This is a genomic window from Micromonospora sp. NPDC051300 (genome assembly GCF_044455315.1).
Classification (GTDB): domain Bacteria; phylum Actinomycetota; class Actinomycetes; order Mycobacteriales; family Micromonosporaceae; genus Micromonospora; species Micromonospora robiginosa.
This window is the reverse complement of sequence record NZ_JBITEP010000055.1, coordinates 1-15,706: the sequence shown is the minus strand read 5'-3', so window position 1 is coordinate 15,706 and position 15,706 is coordinate 1. Positions and strand designations below refer to the sequence as shown.

Below are 15,706 nucleotides of genomic sequence, written 5' to 3'. Positions count from 1 at the left end.
AGCCGTCTGGGTAACGTCAGCCCCGACACCTACGAGAAGATCCACCGAGAGTCCCTGACAGACATCGAGGTGTCCGGCCGATAGGGGTCACTTCAGTCCACTCGTACCTGCTGTCCTGCCCGTACGCCCAGGTCCAAGCCCGATGCCGATGCCCGCTCCACCTGCCCGAGCCTGTTGGTCGGCGATCACCGCTGCGGCCCTGTTGCTGTGGATGTGTCGTTCGGCACGCTGTGGCCGGGTGAGCGCACAGCAGCTCCTGCGCGCGCTGGGCTGGCCCCCGTCACACCGTCTCGACATTCAGCCGGTCCACGGCATGCTCATCGTCTGCTCGGCCGGCGACGGCCGCCACCAAGTGGGCACCGAGGTGGCCGTTGATCTGCTGCATGAGGCGAAGGTACGGCCGGAATCGTTCGGCGGCGGCCGAAAAGTGCTGTTGACGGCGGTCGTTCCCACTCACCGCGGCGGGGCGGGCCCGGATTCTCACCGGGTTCCCTCGTACGACGCTCGGCTGGTCCGGCCGGGCGAACCCGCGCCGTCCGGCAGCGTGCCCGCCGCCCGTCACGGCTGCGCTGGTCGCGAGGTCGGGTGTGAGGTACCTCCCGGGGCGCCGGTGGCGGCTGGTCGCGGGTCGGACGCGACGGGGTTGGCCGGGAGCGGGTCGGGTTCGGCGAAGGTGACCGGTGCGCCGAACGCTGCCCGCCGGGCGGCGCGGCGCAGCGCGGCGAGTACGGCCGGGCCGGCGAGGACGATAGCCACGGCGGTGGTGATCGCCCGGCCGGTGTCCCAGCCGAAGGTGGAGGTGACGGCGGTGAACACGGCCAGGCGGTGCAGGTTCTCCAGCACCGGGGCGCCCGGCAGGTAGGACAGTTGGGTGTCCGCGCCGGTGCTGAACGGCCAGAACCACAGGTTCATCAGCAGGCCGTAGCCGTAGGCGGCGAGCACGCCGTACCCGGCGAGCACGACGGTTTCGGCCCGGCCGCGCAGCCGGGACGGAAGCAGCCCGGCGCCGAGGCCGATCCACGAGGCGCACAACATCTGGAACGGCAGCCACGGTCCGACGCCGGCGGTGAGCAGGGCGGAGGCGAACAGCGACGTGGAGCCGAGCAGGAACCCGAAGCCGGGGCCGAAGACCCGGCCGGCGAGCACGAGCAGGAAGAAGACGGTCTCGATGCCGGCGGTGCCGGCGCCGAGGGGGCGCAGCGCGGCGTTGACGGCGGCGAGCACGCCGAGCATCGCCAGGGCCTTGCTGTCGATGCCGCCGGAGCTGAGTTCGGCCAGCACGAGCGCCACCAGCACCGGCAGCATGATGACGAAGACCAGCGGCGCCTCGCCGGTGCGGGCGGTGGTCTCGGGCTGCGCGGGAACGAAGAACGGCCAGGTGAAGGTGGCCAGCGCGGCGGCCGAGGCGAGTGCCAACACCACGGCGGTGCGGGGCGCGACCCGCAGCACGCTCACGCCCGCGTCCCGGCAGGTCGGAGCGCGGTGGCCACCTGGTCCACGGTCAGCCACGGTTGCGGTGCGAGGACCTTGGCGACCTGGGGCGCGAAGGCCGGTGAGGCGAGCATGACCTCCGCGGTGCTGCCCTCGGCGACGATCTCCCCGTCGGCCATCACGATCACCTGGTCGGCCGTCGTCGCGACGAGTTCGACGTCGTGGGTGGCCAGTACCACGCTGCGGCCGGTGGCGGTCAGCCGCCGTACGAGCGCGCCGAACTGCTTCTTGGCGTGGTAGTCCAGGCCGCGGGTCGGTTCGTCGAGCAGGATCACCGGTGGGGCGGCGGTGAGCTGGACGGACAGCGCGAGGGCCAGTCGTTGTCCCTCGGACAGATCGCGGGGGTGCCGGTCGCCGGGCAGGTCGGGGACGAGCTGGTCGAGGATGGCTCGGCAGGTGCCGGTGGGTGCGCCGCTCTCCCGGTCGGCCTGGTCGCATTCGGCGTCCACGGTCTCCAGGTAGAGCAGGTCCGCCGGGCTCTGCGGGACCAGGCCGACGTGCCGGCGCGCCTTCGCGGCCGGCAGAGCCTTCGTGTCGACTGTCCCGGCAGCGCCGGTGACGGCGACGGTGCCGCTCTGGCGGGGGCCGCTGCTCTGCACCGCCCACAGCAGGCTGGACTTGCCGGACCCGTTGCGGCCCATGAGCGCGACAACCCGGCCGGGATGCAGGTCGAGGTCAACGCCGGCCACAGCCACCGTTCCCGGATATCTCACGACGATCTTGCGTGCGGTCAGCATCGGGGAGGTGACGGGGACCGGCGGTGGCGGGGTGGGGACCGCGTCGGCGAGTCGCTGGCGCAACTCGGCGGCGCGTCGACGGGCGTCACGCACCGACAGCGGCAGCGGCGTCCAGCCGGCGAGCCGGCCCAGCTCGATCAGCGGCGGCGCGAGGTCGATCCCGGCGAGCACGTCGGCAGGTTCGCCGTCGCGCACGCGGCCGTCGCCGCGCAGGTAGAGCAGCCGGTCGGCGTACTGCACGACGCGTTCGAGGCGGTGCTCGGCGAGGACGACGGTGACGCCGAGGTCGTGCACCAGCCGGGTGATGGTGGCGAGGACATCCTCGGCGGCGGTGGGGTCCAGCGCGGAGGTGGGTTCGTCGAGGACCAGGACCCGTGGGTGGGCGGTGAGCACGGCACCGATGGCGACCCGCTGCTGTTGCCCACCGGACAGGGTTCGCAGCGGCCGGTCGCGTAGTTCGGCGATGCCGAGCAAGTCGAGGGTCTCCTCGACCCGTTTGCGCATGACGGCCGGCGGCAGGGCGAGTTGCTCCATGCCGTACGCCAGTTCCTCTTCGACGGTGTCGGTGACGAAGCCGGCCAGCGGGTCCTGGCCGACCACGCCGACGACGTCGGCGAGGTCGCGCGGTGGGTGCCGGCGGGTGTCCCGGCCGGCCACGGTGACGGTGCCGTGCAGGGTGCCGCCGGTGAAGTGCGGCACCAGCCCGTTGATCGCCCGCAGCAGGGTCGACTTGCCGGCTCCGGTGCGGCCGGCGACCAGGCACAATTCCCCCTCCTCGACGCGGAGGGAGACGTCGCGCAGCGGCGGCGGCTCGTCGTCGGTGTAGCGGACGGTGACCCGGTCGAACTCGATCACGTGCGGCCTCCCGCCGTCGCAGCCACCTGTCGTGTCGGCGGGGCAGCGGTGCCCGCCGGATCGGTCGACGCACGTGCGGTCGGGGGTGGCGGTGCCAGCCAGGCCGGCGCCGCCGCGACCGCGACGGCGAGCAGCATCAGCGGGGTCGGCTGCGGCCAGGTGAGCGGACTGACCGGCGGGTAGAGCAGGTCCGGATCGACCGAGCCGGCCAGCGCCGTCAGCGCGGCGGTGGCGATGCCGCAGCCGGCTACCGCGAGTTCCGCGGGCCGCCAGCGGTCCGGCCGGTAGCGGCTGCGACGGACCCGACGCCCGGCCAGCAGCATCCCGGTCACGGCGGTGGTCAGTCCGGCCAGCAGCATCGGCAGGCCCAGCGGCCCTGTTGCGGTGCCGTCGAGCAGCCCGTAGGTGCCGGCGCAGACGCCGACGAGTCCGCCGAGCACCAGCGCGCCGGTGGCGGTGCGCTGCCCGGCCGGTACGGCGGCGGTGCGGCCGTAGCCGCGGGAGTCCATCGCCGCGGCGAGTGCCAGGGACCGGTCCAGGGCGTCGGCCAGCACCGGCAGGGCGACAGCGCGCAGCGCCCGCTTCCCGCGCGCGGATGCGCCGCGCAGTCGTCGTGCCCGGCGTACCCGCAGCACGCTCTCGACGAGTTGCGGGGCGACCGACAGCGCCACCACCACCGCGGTGCCCACCGCGTACAACGCGCCGGGCACGGCTTTGAGCAGCCGCTTGGGGTTGGCCAGAGCGTTCGCGGCGCCGAGGCAGACCAGCATGGTGGCCAGCCGCAGCCCGTCGTAGAAGCCGCCGAGGAGCTGTTCGGCGGCGACCGGCCCGAGCAGCCGGATGCCCGCCGCCCAGGCCGGCAGTGGGATCTCCGGGAGGCGGACCAGCACGTGGTCGCCCTGCCCGCCGCCGAACACGATCCGGAAGACCACCCGCATGCCCACGATGATCGCGGCCAGCCACAGGTACATCCGGAACGCCAGGGCCCACGGGGCGTCGCCGCGCCGCCGGGCGACCACCAGCGCGGCGACCGCGACGAGCAGACCCAGCGGCAGCGGGTTGGTGGTGTGGCTGGCCGCGGTGGCCAGGCCGAGCGACCACAGCCACCACGCGCCCGGGTGCAGCCCGCGCGGCAGCCGCCCTGGGGCCCACCCCGACCGCCGCCGGCCGGTCCCGGCAGGGGGATCCGGGCGGTTCCCGCCGGCGACGGACCGGTCAGGCATCCGGATCGGCGGTACGCCGTCGCCGCGCGGCGATCAGCCCGCCACCGGCCAGCACAACGAGCAGCAGGATCCCGGCGATCGTGCCGATCGGTGGACCTGCGCCGCTGCGGGGAGCGGCGACGTCGGTCAACTCCGGGCTGACGGTGTCCGTCGATGGCGCGCCGGTGGCATCACCGGTCGGGGTGCCGTTGACCTGGCTCGGCGTCGGCGACAGGGCGCCGGTGGCCGTACCCGTGGGGGTGGGGAGCCCGTTGGCGCTGATGGTCGGTCCGGCCGCGCCAGGCCGACTGCCCGAGGACGGCGGTGGGCCGTCGACCTGCGCCGGCGGCTCGACCGTTCCCCCACCGCCGGTGGCTGGTGGAGGTGCTGGCGGCCCGCCGCCGCCCGTCTTCGGTGGAGACGGTGGGGGCGGAGCCGGTGGGGCGGGTCGCTTCGGGGTGGCGCCCGGCCGGGGCGCGTCGTTGGCGTTGCGGTTGAGCGAGAACGACCAACCTTCGAAACTGCCGGCCGGTGGTTTGCGGTTGGCCACGCCCTTGTCGCTGTAGGTCCAGCTCCCTCCGTTCGAGGCGTGCCAGTACGACCAGTAGGCGCTGGCCGGTGGTGTGTCGACGCACTTCTCCGTGGCTGCCGAGGGTTTGCCGTCGATGCGGCAGATGAACCCTTCCCCCCAGCGCAGGGTGCCGGTGATCGGGAAGCCGGCGTTCTTCAACGCCGCGAGGCCGGTGCCCTGGTCACCGCGGGCGCAGCGGATCACCGTGCCGCCGCCGAGCTGGTGGAAGTCCACCACGACGGTGACCCCGGAGGCGTCCGGGCAGTAGCCGGCCGTGCCGGCGGCTGCCGCAGGGGCGGCCGGCGCGGTCAGGGTGCCCGCCACGGCCAGGGCGAGGACCATCACGGCCCGCGCGTACCGGGCCGTCACGTCGCCCGCCTGCGGCCGAGCAGCAGGAGCAGCACCCCGCCACCGAGCATCAGGACCGCGACCAGCACGTAGCCGGCTATCGCCGGGCCGGTGGTCGGCAGCCCGGCAAGCCCCGGCGCGGGAGGTGTCGCACTCGGCGCGGCGGTCGCCGCCGGCGGCGTACTCGGTTTGGTGGCCGACGGGGTCGCCCCCGGAGGGCTCACGGTGTCGTCGGGGCTCGGGTCGACGGTGGCGGTCGGGGTGGCGGTGGCGCTGATGGTCGGATTCGGTGATCCGGTGGGGGAGATGGTGGGCGAGGCCGTGCCGGACGGGGTGGGTCCCGGCGATGACGGTGGCAGGTCGACGCCGATGCGGCCCAGCGGCACCTGCGCGAGCCCGAGCAGCGCCTGGGCGGTGGCCCGGCGCCACTGGTCCCGGTCGGTGTCGGAGATGCCGGCCGACACGGCGGTCGTGAAACCGTCGGCGTTGTAGGCGATGGCGCCCGCGTCGGCGGCTGCCTTGCCGCCGTTCGCGCCGGTGAGCTGCAGCGCGGTCAGCGCGGCGGCGGCGCGGGCGGCCTCGGTGTCGAGTCCGGCGGCGGCGAGGGCCTGCCCGGCCAGGCCGGTGCTGTTGGAGTTCGCACCGGTGGTCGGCCCGGAACCGCCGAAGGAGCCGTCGGTGTGCTGCTGGGCGACCAGCCAGTCGGCTCCCTTGCGCGCCGCGCCGGCCGCCCTGTCCGCGCCGTCGTCGGCGGCGCTCAGCAGCGCCTGCACGGCCATCGCGGTGGAGTCGACGTCGAGGACGGCGCCGGGTTGCTCGTCGCAGGACGGTGACGGGCCGTCCGCGGTGTCCGGGTAGAGCCGGAAGCCGCCCGACGCGCACTGCTGCCGGATGAGGAAGTCGACGGTGTCCTGCGGGACGGCACCGCCGCGGGCCAGGCCCAGCACGGCGAAGGACTGGTCGAAGGTGTTGCTGGCGTCCGGGCCGCTGTCGGTGGTGACCCGGCTGGTGACCCGACCCTGCTGGTTGCCGGTGTCCGCTCCGGAGATCAGCGACAGGGTTTCGGCGCGCAGGTCGTACCCGCCGAAGTGGGTGGGGTCGGCGCCGGCGGCGGAGGCGGCGTAGAGCAGCTTCGCGGTGGCGCCGCCGTCGGTGAAGCCCTCGATGCCGTAGTCGTCGTAGCTGTTGTAGGCACGCACGTGCGCCGCGACCTGCGCTGTGGCGGCCTGCCGGGTCAGGGTGTCCACGCCGGTGGCGGACAACGCGACGAGCCCGTCGATGGTCAGGCCCCAGTCCGGGCCGCCGAACGGTCCGGGCAGGACCCCGTCGGTGAACTCGCCACCCAGCCAGGTCGCGGCGTCCCGCGCGGCAGCGGCGTCGACCGTGGCGGGGGCGGCCAGCACGGTCATGGGTGCGGTGAGTGCGGTCAGGGTCGCCGCGGTGGCGGCGGCGAGACCGGTGCTGAGTCGCCGGGATGGGGGCAGGGGCATGGGGGTGCCTTTCGCGGAGCGGTCGGTGAGAACTCCGGAAAGCACCCGAGACAAACGACACCCCGCTCCGCGAGCTGCGGTGAGCGGGGTGGAATCGGACCTCGGCGGTCCGGACTTCACCCTGTAGACCTCGACAGAAGAAGCCGCTCGTCCCAGGCGAGGCATTCCGGCTCGCGAGAAGGCTCTCGCTCACGGTTGCGGGTCAGCGCCGGCTCCTACCGGCTTTCCCCCACACGGGACGTATGCAGTTGTGTGCCCGGCGTACGCCGGGTGCGGTCACCGTACCGCCCGGGCACAGTCCGGCGCCAGGGCGGTGGCCGGCATCCGCTGCGACGCCGGTCACCGCCCTGGCCCGGGTGATCAGGGGGCGGTGATGCCGGGCGCGGCGCCGGCGCCGAACGACCAGCCCTCGACGCTGCCCGGTGCGGGGTTGTAGCTGGACGCGCCGGAGGAGCTGTAGGACCAGGGGCCGCCGTGCGGCGCGTGCCAGTAGGACCAGTAGGCGGTGGCCGGTGGGGTGTTGACGCACGGGTCCGCCGCGGCGGTCGGCTTGCCGTTGATCCGGCAGACGAACGCCAGACCCCAGCGCTTCGTGCCGGTGACCGTGAACCCGGCGCCCTGCAGGGCGGCGAGCCCGGTGGCCGGGTCGCCGGGAGCACAGCCCACCTGGATGCCGCCGCCGAGGGCGGCGTAGTCGACGACGACGGTGACGCCTGAGGTGCCGGTGCAGGCCGCGGCGTGCGCGGCCTGCGGCGCGGGCTCGACGGCGGTCAGGGCGACGGCGGCCAGCACGGCGGTCAGCAGACCGGCGAGCCGGGCCCGGATGGTGGATGGACGAAGAGACACGGATCCTCCTGGAGGTGGTCGGACGGTAGGCCGCTTACGGGCAGGCGAGGACGGGTGCGCCGGGGGCGGCGCCGGCGGCCGACAGGTCGGCGTAGCCGGTGCCGGTGAAACCGAGGACAGCCTGGGCGGTGGCGCGGGCGGCGGTGTCCGGGTCGAACGCGCCGCCGTCGAAGTCGACCGCGCCCCGCCGGGCCGGCGCCGACGCGCAGCCGACCTGGAGCCCGGCCAGGAACCGGTGGGCCCGGGCCCAGGCCAGCGGCCGGCCCGCGCTGTGCAGCGCCTGCGCGGCGAGGCCGGTGCTGTTGGCGTTCGGCACGCCGTCGGCGTTGGCGAACCCACCGTCGGGTCGCTGCACGGAGACCAGCCAGCGCAGCCCGGCGGCGGCGTCACCCCTGCGGCCGGTGGCCTGAAGCGCCTGTACGACCAGGGCGGTGGCGTCCACATCGGAGTGGCACGTCGGTTGGGCGGGCAGCACCGGGTAGCCCCCGTCGGGACACCGGGTGCCGGCCAGCCAGGCAGCCGCTACCGGCGGTGCGCCCCGCGGGGTGCGATCCAGGGCGAGCAGGGCGAATGACTGGCTGAAGGCGTTGCTGTAGTCGCCGTAGGCCGACCGGTCGGAGAACCGCCCGGTGGGCGCCTGGAGCGACCGCAGCCGGGCGACCAGGTCCACCCCGCCGACATCGGTCGGGTTCCCGCCGCGCACCTCGACGGCGAGGGCCAGCTTGGCGGTCGCCCCCGCGTACGCCTCAACAGTGCCGTCACCGAGGTAACCGTCCCGGACCTCGGGTCGGGTGACCCAGGCCAGTGCCCGCGCGGCGGAGTCGTCGGCGACACCGGCGGCGGTGAAGGCGAACACCGCGTCCAGGGTCAGCCCTTGGTCCGGGTAGGCGACGCCGTCGAAGACCGCCTCGAGGCGTTCTCCGTCGACGAGTTGCCGAGCCAGCCAACCGGCGGCGGCCTCCGGGCGACTCACCCCGGCGTTGCCGGGTGTGGCCGCGGCGGATGTGGGTGTGGTGAGGGTGAGGGCGGCCAGTGCGCCGCAGAACAGGGCGAGCAGGCGGTGCCGGCTCAGGCGGACGACCATCGGAAGCGCCTTTCCGGCCCGGCGGTCGTCAGAACCCGGCCGACCGGCGGTGCGCGGAGTCGACCGGGACTCCGACCCGTGGGCCACGACGGGTGGGGGAGCGGATGCACGCGTACGCCGGGTATTCGGGCTCACCGCCAGGGTGGGTGGATGCCACCTCGACGGTCTACCGTTGCGGGCCAGCGCCGGATTTCGACCGGACTTCCCCCGCACGCACGCGCGGTTGGTTGAGTTGTGGCGACAGTCTGGCCGGCTGCGACTACGCATGTCAATCCGACGTCGGCCGTGAGCGGACAGTCACCGCCCTGTGCCCACCGCAGGTGGGGATCGACAGGTGCCGCGCGTCGGTCAGATGCCGCGCACCTCGGCCCCGGCAGCGACCAGGCGTCCCAGCGACGCCGCGATCCGGGCCCGCGCCGCGTCGTCGCGCCAGGCTTCGGGGATGGGCGGCAGCGGCTCGGGCGGTGTCGTGGCGCCGTCGCGCAGGGCCCGGTCACTTGACTATACGTCGATCATCTGCTTATGTCGACGGCATGACCCGATCGTCGGCGCCAATGCGCGAACCCACCTATTTCATCTTGGCCGCCCTGCAGGAGGACGCCCTGCACGGCTACGCGATCGTCAAGCGGGCGCAGGAGTTGTCCGAGGGGCGGGTACGCCTCACGACGGGCACCCTTTACGCCGCTTTGGATCGGCTGACCGGGGAGGGCATGGTGAGGGTGGCCGAGGAGGCGGTGGTCAACGGCCGCGCCCGGCGCACCTATGCGCTCACCCAGCGGGGCATGTCCGCGCTGCGTGCGGAAGCGGAGCGGATGGTCGCGGCGGCGAGCGTCGTTCGTGATCGGGCTATCCGTTCGACGCCGGCAGCGGCGGCGTGGGGGATGCCGGCATGACGGAGACAGAGCGCCGCTACCGATGGCTGCTGCGGGCCTACCCCCGTGCCTACCGACAGTATCGAGCTGACGAGATGCTGGAGACCCTGCTCGCCACGGCTGAGGACGCGCAGCGGCAGCGGATGAACGTTCGAGAAGCGGCGGCGCTCGTGGTCGGGGGGCTGCGAGCCCGTACTGGCATCGACCGGATTGGCTCGCGGTCGGCGCTGGGATACTCCGCGCTGCGGCTGTCCGCGCTTTCCCTGCTGGTGTACGCCTTGACGTACTCGGGCGGGGGGCCGGTCTCATTCCTGATGACGGCGCTGTCGGAGGGCCTCTACAACCCGGGCTCCTGGTGGTACATAGTCGTTCCGACGCTATTGACGATCGCGCTGTTCGCCGCAGCTTGGGGTGGTTACCGGCTGGCGTTCGCCGGGGCGATCTTGACCGTGGTCGTGCAACACTCGGTGGCCAACGCGTGGGAGCTGTCGGCCTGGTTGTCGTCGGTCTACGACCTCCAAGACGCGATGGTCCCTCAGTTCTGGCCGGCGCTGCTGGCTTCGCTGGCGTTGCTGCGGCTGATTCGCGCACCCCGAACGTCCAATACCCGGCCGGGGATCTGGCCGGTCCTCGGGGTGGCAGCCGTCGCTCTGGCGGCGAGCCCGATCAATTTCTGGTGGGACGCGCCACTGGTGTCCATGTGCGCGCTCGCCGCTCTGGCCGTCGTCGCCGCGCCGGTGGATGCCCGGATACCCATCGTCGCCTCGGCGCTTCTCTTGGCACCAGCACTTGCTCAAGTCACCCATGTGCTCCTTTCCAGACGAGCGGGATGGCCGGTGGAAACCTCCCTCAGCGCAACCCTGATCCTCGCCGCGATCACGGTGATCACGTTTGCGGCCGCCACGATCGCGGGCCGCCGCCAAGCCCGCATGTAGCTACCCGAGCGCCTCGGCAGCCTCCCGGGGATGGCCGACCCCGGGAGGCTGAGCGTCCGGAACGCGCGCCGAGCTCGACCGAAAGCGGTCGACGAGATCGACCTCACGCTCATTGTCGGCGGTGACGCGGGAGTGCTTTTGGCAGGCCAAGAACGATCGTGATCTCGACGAGCGCCAGGTCCGCCCCTCCACGGACCTGGCGCTTTCTCATCGCCCTCGAAGGCGCGGCTGTCCGCGGTCGGGTGCCGCGCCGCACGTAAGGGATCACGATGCGCCGACCGGTGTTCGCCCGGTGGCGGCTCAGCGCAGCGGACTCGAGTGCTACTTGCGCCAACAGGTTTGTAGAGTAAAGTAGTTGGCACAATACCATTGTGGAGGCCATCGTGTCCGACCGATCTACTCCTGCGCCGAAGAGTGGGGACGCCCCCGAGGAACTCCTTGCGTCCGTGGTCGCGCTCCGGCGCCGCACCCGCGCCCTCCGCCACGCCTTCTGGTTCCCGCTCCTGCTGTTCGGTCTCCTCACGGTGATGGCCGCGCCGCTCTACATCGAGTCGGCGGACCCTTTCGGCATGCGGGCTCCGGCCCAGAACCCGGTGCTGACCAGCCTCGGTGGTGATTTTCTCGAGCGCTCGGCGACCCTTGGCTGGTACTGGCTGGTGGCGCTCGTCGGCGGTTATCTCATCAGCCTCTGGTGGTACCGGCGACACGGCGAACGGGTGGGTGTGCAGACCCGGACTCGCGCCTATCTCGTCTCCGGCGTCGTGGGCACCCTGGTCGGGCTCCTCCTGCCGATCGCGTTGCGGTTCCTGTTGCTCAACTCGGCAACGACGGTATCGAACGAAACCAGATGGCTCACGGTCCCGCTGATGGGCATCGCCAACCGCGGTATGCTTCCCCATCTCGTCATCGCAGTGGGACTGATGGTCCTGGCTCGACTGGAACGCAGCCGGGTCCTGGCGGCTGTCGCGGTGGGCTACGGCGTCGCGGTGCTCCTCGTGAACCTCTACTTTCACGTGATGGAATTCCAGCCGGGAGACCTGCACCGCCTCAGCCTTATGCTGGCCGCTCTGATGCCGTCGCCGGTCCTGATCATCGGTGGCGCCGTCGCCCTGCGCGGGACGACGGAGGCCGAGAGAGGTGAACGTGAGCAGCGACGATGACGCCCACTCCTCGACCACCGCATCCGGCGGCCGCGAGTACCCGACGAACACCCTCGACGACACCGTCCACCAGCGGCACAGGCTCGGCATCCTCACCATCGCCGCAGAAGCCCGGCGAGTAGAGGTTTCCTACCTACGCGACGCGCTGGCACTCACCCCCGGCAACCTCTCGCGGCACCTCACCGTGCTGGAAGCGGCGAACCTCATCCAGATCGAGAAGGGCTATCACGGTCGCCGACCGAGGACCTGGATCAGCATCACCCAGCAGGGACGCAGCGCGCTCGCGGTCGAGATCAACGCGTTACGGGAACTCCTCCGCCGCCACCAGCAGCAGTCCGAGCCGACCGTCTGACGACAGGTCAATACGCGCCCATCGACGGATGGGAAGCTGCGAGGGTGGCAGGGCGTCGCCGCGTGCGCCTGCAGACCTGATCAACTGGGATCGCCCCAGCGGCCGAAGACCCGCACGTGGAGCGCCCTCCGCTGAGTTGCGGGGCGGCGTTACGGATTCGCCCCGGATGGGTAGGCTCCCGCTGCTCGAAGGACCGCTGAGATGCCCGTCTCCATGGCCCGCGTGCTCGGTCGAAGCGTGGAGACGGAAGGAGTCGGCATGGTGAGCGGACGTGAGGCCGGCGCGGTGGTCCGTGGAGGCGACGACGAGCCGAATGGTGCCGCGCGGCCGCCGGGGGGACCGGCGGGCGAGGCGGGGTTGATGGTGCCCGAGTGTGTGGACACGCCGGGGTCGATCACACCCCCGGCAGGGCAGGTAGCGCGGTGGTTGCTCCGGCATCGGGTGCAGCCGGCCGGCCCCGAGTCGGGGGAGTCGCACGCCAGGCCGCACTCGTGGTGGAAGGTGATGTGCCTGACCGGAGTGGACTACTTCTCCACCCTGTCGTACCTGCCGGGCATCGCGGCCCTGGCGGCGGGTGCGCTGTCGCCGTTGGCGACGTTGCTGATTGTGGCATTGACCCTGTTCGGGGTGCTGCCGATGTATCGGCGGGTGGCGCGGGAGAGCCCGCACGGACAGGGGTCGGTGGCGATGCTGGAGCGGCTGCTGCCGTTCTGGCGCGGCAAGGTGTTCGTGCTGGTCCTGCTCGGCTTCGTCGCCACGTCATGGATCATCACGATCACCCTGTCGTCGGCCGACGCGACGGTGCACCTGTTGGAGAACCCGGTCCTGCCCGACGGGTTCCCGCACGGCACGACCGCGGCAGTGGTGGTGACCGTGGCGCTGCTGCTGATCCTCGGTGGGGTGTTCCTGCTCGGGTTCAGCGAGGCCGTCGGGGTCGCCATCCCGCTGGTGGCAGTATTCCTGCTGCTGAACGCCGCGATCGTGGTCGTCGGCCTGGTCGAGGTGATCCGCGATCCGGCGCTGCTGTCGGGCTGGACGAGCGCGTTGACCGCCGGCACCGGCGGCGTCGGTGACGTTGTGGGCCCGGCGGTGCTGGCGTTCCCACTGCTGGTGCTGGGCCTGTCCGGCTTCGAGACCGGCGTGAGCATGATGCCGCTGGTCAAGGGCGATGGTCCGGACGGCGAGGCGCGCCTGCGGGCGCGGATCGCCAACACCCGCAAGCTGCTCACCACCGCCGCGCTGGTCATGTCGGGCTACCTGCTGACCACGACGTTCGTCACCACCCTGTTGATTCCCGCCGAGGAGTTCGCCCCCGGTGGTCGGGCCAACGGACGGGCGTTGGCCTACGTCGCCCACGAGTATCTGGGTGAGGCGTTCGGCACGGTCTACGACATCAGCAGCGTGCTGATCCTGTGGTTCGCCGGCGCGTCGGCGATGGCCGGGCTGATCAACATTGTGCCGCGTTACCTGCCGTCGTACGGAATGGCGCCGGAGTGGGGTCGGGCGGTCCGCCCGGTGGTGATCGTCTACACGCTGATCAGCGTCGCGATCACGGTGGCGTTCCGCGCGGACGTCAACGCGCAGGCCGGCGCGTACGCCACCGGCATTCTCGCGATGATGGTGTCCGGCGCGGTGGCGGTGACCATCTCCGCGCTGCGCCGGCGGCAGCGCCGCGTCACCGCCGGCTTCGCGGCGCTGACGCTGGTGCTGGTGTACGCGCTGGTCGCCAACGTGATCGAGAAGCCGGAGGGGATCGCCATCTCCGGCCTGTTCATCGCCGGGATCATCGTCGTGTCCCTGGTCTCGCGGGTGTCGCGCACCACGGAGCTACGGGCGGAGCGGATCGAGTTCGACGAGCCGGCCCGCCGGTTCGTCACCGACTCGATCGAGTTCGACGGCCGCCTGGACATCGTCGCGCACCGTCCGGACGCCGGGACCGGCGCCGAGTACGGGGCGAAGGAACGCGCGCAGCGGGGCATGAATCCGGTGCCCGGCGCCGCGGACGTGGTGTTCCTGGAGGTCCAGGTGATCGACCCGTCGGAGTTCAGTGACGTGCTGCGGGTGCGCGGCGTCGAGGTCGACGGCTACCGGGTGTTGCGGGTGCAGAGTCCGGCCGCACCGAATGCCATCGCGGCCGTGCTGCTGGCCCTGCGCGACGCCACGGGTCTGCGTCCGCACGCGTACTTCGAGTGGTCCGAGGGCAACCCGATCGCGCATCTGCTGCGGTATCTCCTGCTGGGCCGGGGCGACACGCCGCCGGTGGTGCGGGAGATCATCCGTAAGGTGGAACCGGACCCGGCCCGTCGTCCCGGCATCCACGTTGGCGGGTGACTCGCGTCCCTCCGCGCTGACGGGCATCTCAGGACACGAGGTCTGGCTGGATCGGCGGGCGGGACGCGGCCGGGACCGGGAATCGCATCCGGCAGACGATGGCGTCGGTGTGCCGGCCCACGGCGTGTTCCAGCACCGCGCCGCGGTTGTTGCAGGATCCGCTCCCACCGCCAGGCCGGGGCTACCTCCGGAATGACCACGAAGATGTGCCGTCCGGCGTGGTGCCGGCGCAGGTGCTCGGCGAAGGGCCGGGGTGAGAGCCCTGATCCGGCCGCACACGCCGCAGCAGACCACTCCGGCCAACACGTAGTAGCGGGGGATCGGCGACGAGGATTTCGGGGCTTGTCCGGCGACCGCTCGTCCCGAGTGTGCCCTAACGGTGCGACCACGACGACGGTCGGGCTGGCGCCGCGCTCGGCGTTCGCCGCGATCCGACCGATCTGCCACGGTGATCACGATCTATGGACGATTCGCGCGTGAGTCGTACCTGATCGATGATGTCGTGTCCCACCGACGCGGCGACGCCGGTTGTCCCGCGCCCCAGCAGAGAGCCATGATGCAGACAACCGGAACGGCCGTGGCCGTCGATCGCGGATGGACCATGGGGATCGACTTCGGCACGGACCAGATCTCCGCGGTCCTGATCGCGCCGGACGGTCGGGCGCTGCCGCTGCTACCCGCGGGTGATGTCGCACCCGGGAAGCCCTCCGCCGCCATGCCGGGCCGGCCGCCGTTCCGTGTACCGGCGACGTTCGCGCTGGTGTCGGCGGGCGGACGGTGCGCGACGCCGGATGAGCCGCGTGACGAGGACGAGACACCTGTGCGCCTGCGCACGTGTTCAACCGACCCCGCGCAGCGGTGGCGGAGCGCCGATCTCGGCGGCGGAAGCTACGTACTGGTCAACGTGGGCACCGGCAAGTGCCTCGACCTGAACACCGCCCCCGGCACCGGCGGCGGCCTGGTCCAGCAGTGGCTGTGCAGGGACAACGACCGCCAGAAGTGGTGGATCTCTCCGGCAGCCGACGGCCTGGTGACGCTTCAGGTGCGGATCACCGCGGAATGCCTGGCGGTCCCGGTCGGACCGGACGGTCCGAGCGACACGGTCCAGAAGGACGCGTGCCGGCCGTCGTCATCGTGGTAGCAGTGGCGCCTGGTCGAGTACGGGCGACACCCCTGGCGCTCGCTCAGGAATGTGACCTGTCGCCGGTGGCCGGATTGGCCCGCTCCTGGCCGACCAGGATGTTCCGGACGACATCAGCGAGCGCCGTCGGACCGCCCACGTTCCGGGGAGCACGGTGGTGGGAGGCATCGCCGGAGCCGCCAGGGACTGACGCCGGGGGGGGGTGTCCCTATGGGTTTCGTCGAGCGGCGATCGGCGTGGCTGGGCGGGGCTGGTAGGGGATCTTGTCGCGGAGCATGGCGAACAGGACAT

13 protein-coding genes and 2 riboswitches are annotated in these 15,706 nt (G+C 72.4%); of the genes, 6 read left to right on the top strand and 7 right to left on the bottom strand.

Annotated features, from left to right (window positions below; all coding sequences use genetic code 11):
- Window positions 1–558 precede the first annotated feature (558 nt).
- From ACIA5A_RS30390 to ACIA5A_RS30360, 7 genes are all read right to left on the bottom strand, one after another.
- On the bottom strand, window positions 559–1,455 hold the full coding sequence (locus ACIA5A_RS30390) for an ECF transporter S component (RefSeq protein WP_396768130.1): 897 nt from the start codon (window positions 1,453–1,455) through the stop codon (window positions 559–561).
- The gene (locus ACIA5A_RS30385; RefSeq protein ID WP_396768128.1) at window positions 1,452–3,083 is read right to left on the bottom strand and encodes an ABC transporter ATP-binding protein; all 1,632 of its coding nucleotides are present in this window, start codon (window positions 3,081–3,083) and stop codon (window positions 1,452–1,454) included. Before ACIA5A_RS30385 ends, ACIA5A_RS30390 begins: the two co-directional genes overlap by 4 nt.
- Window positions 3,080–4,306: a CbiQ family ECF transporter T component gene (locus ACIA5A_RS30380; RefSeq protein WP_396768126.1), complete on the bottom strand. Its 1,227-nt coding sequence runs from the start codon at window positions 4,304–4,306 to the stop codon at window positions 3,080–3,082. Before ACIA5A_RS30380 ends, ACIA5A_RS30385 begins: the two co-directional genes overlap by 4 nt.
- On the bottom strand, window positions 4,299–5,225 hold the full coding sequence (locus ACIA5A_RS30375) for a hypothetical protein (protein ID WP_396768124.1): 927 nt from the start codon (window positions 5,223–5,225) through the stop codon (window positions 4,299–4,301). Before ACIA5A_RS30375 ends, ACIA5A_RS30380 begins: the two co-directional genes overlap by 8 nt.
- On the bottom strand, window positions 5,222–6,688 hold the full coding sequence (locus tag ACIA5A_RS30370) for a prenyltransferase/squalene oxidase repeat-containing protein (RefSeq protein ID WP_396768134.1): 1,467 nt from the start codon (window positions 6,686–6,688) through the stop codon (window positions 5,222–5,224). The genes ACIA5A_RS30375 and ACIA5A_RS30370 overlap by 4 nt, the downstream gene beginning before the upstream one ends.
- Before the next feature lie 143 nt (window positions 6,689–6,831).
- A riboswitch (cobalamin riboswitch) is annotated at window positions 6,832–6,969 on the bottom strand.
- A gap of 85 nt (window positions 6,970–7,054) precedes the next feature.
- The gene (locus tag ACIA5A_RS30365) at window positions 7,055–7,540 is read right to left on the bottom strand and encodes a hypothetical protein (protein WP_396768122.1); all 486 of its coding nucleotides are present in this window, start codon (window positions 7,538–7,540) and stop codon (window positions 7,055–7,057) included.
- A gap of 34 nt (window positions 7,541–7,574) precedes the next feature.
- Complete coding sequence (locus ACIA5A_RS30360; RefSeq protein ID WP_396768120.1) at window positions 7,575–8,624, bottom strand: peptidase; 1,050 nt, start codon at window positions 8,622–8,624, stop codon at window positions 7,575–7,577.
- A gap of 119 nt (window positions 8,625–8,743) precedes the next feature.
- Window positions 8,744–8,832, bottom strand: a riboswitch (cobalamin riboswitch).
- Window positions 8,833–9,178: 346 nt separating this feature from the next.
- On the opposite strand from ACIA5A_RS30360, the gene ACIA5A_RS30355 reads away from it, so the two are divergent.
- The 6 genes from ACIA5A_RS30355 (at window position 9,179) to ACIA5A_RS30330 (ending at window position 15,415) form a co-directional block, all read left to right on the top strand.
- Window positions 9,179–9,517 (top strand): PadR family transcriptional regulator, encoded by a 339-nt coding sequence (locus tag ACIA5A_RS30355; RefSeq protein WP_396768118.1) that lies wholly within the window; start codon window positions 9,179–9,181, stop codon window positions 9,515–9,517.
- Complete coding sequence (locus ACIA5A_RS30350; RefSeq protein WP_396768116.1) at window positions 9,514–10,431, top strand: hypothetical protein; 918 nt, start codon at window positions 9,514–9,516, stop codon at window positions 10,429–10,431. Before ACIA5A_RS30355 ends, ACIA5A_RS30350 begins: the two co-directional genes overlap by 4 nt.
- Window positions 10,432–10,802: 371 nt before the next feature.
- On the top strand, window positions 10,803–11,591 hold the full coding sequence (locus ACIA5A_RS30345) for a hypothetical protein (RefSeq protein WP_396768114.1): 789 nt from the start codon (window positions 10,803–10,805) through the stop codon (window positions 11,589–11,591).
- A complete protein-coding gene (locus tag ACIA5A_RS30340; RefSeq protein WP_396768112.1) occupies window positions 11,575–11,943 on the top strand; it encodes a transcriptional regulator in 369 nt (122 codons plus the stop codon). Before ACIA5A_RS30345 ends, ACIA5A_RS30340 begins: the two co-directional genes overlap by 17 nt.
- 360 nt (window positions 11,944–12,303) lie before the next feature.
- The gene (locus ACIA5A_RS30335; protein ID WP_396768132.1) at window positions 12,304–14,274 is read left to right on the top strand and encodes an amino acid transporter; all 1,971 of its coding nucleotides are present in this window, start codon (window positions 12,304–12,306) and stop codon (window positions 14,272–14,274) included.
- A 448-nt stretch (window positions 14,275–14,722) separates the two neighbouring features.
- Window positions 14,723–15,415 (top strand): RICIN domain-containing protein, encoded by a 693-nt coding sequence (locus ACIA5A_RS30330; protein ID WP_396768110.1) that lies wholly within the window; start codon window positions 14,723–14,725, stop codon window positions 15,413–15,415.
- Window positions 15,416–15,706: the final 291 nt, after the last annotated feature.

Bases quoted from the DNA above. Each gene is read 5' to 3' on its own strand.
- ACIA5A_RS30355 (WP_396768118.1), top strand. From the start codon at position 9,179: ATGCGCGAACCCACCTATTTCATCTTGGCCGCCCTGCAGGAGGACGCC.
- ACIA5A_RS30360 (WP_396768120.1), bottom strand. From the start codon at position 8,624: ATGGTCGTCCGCCTGAGCCGGCACCGCCTGCTCGCCCTGTTCTGCGGC.
- ACIA5A_RS30380 (WP_396768126.1), bottom strand. From the start codon at position 4,306: ATGCCTGACCGGTCCGTCGCCGGCGGGAACCGCCCGGATCCCCCTGCC.
- ACIA5A_RS30350 (WP_396768116.1), top strand. From the start codon at position 9,514: ATGACGGAGACAGAGCGCCGCTACCGATGGCTGCTGCGGGCCTACCCC.
- ACIA5A_RS30335 (WP_396768132.1), top strand. From the start codon at position 12,304: ATGGTGCCCGAGTGTGTGGACACGCCGGGGTCGATCACACCCCCGGCA.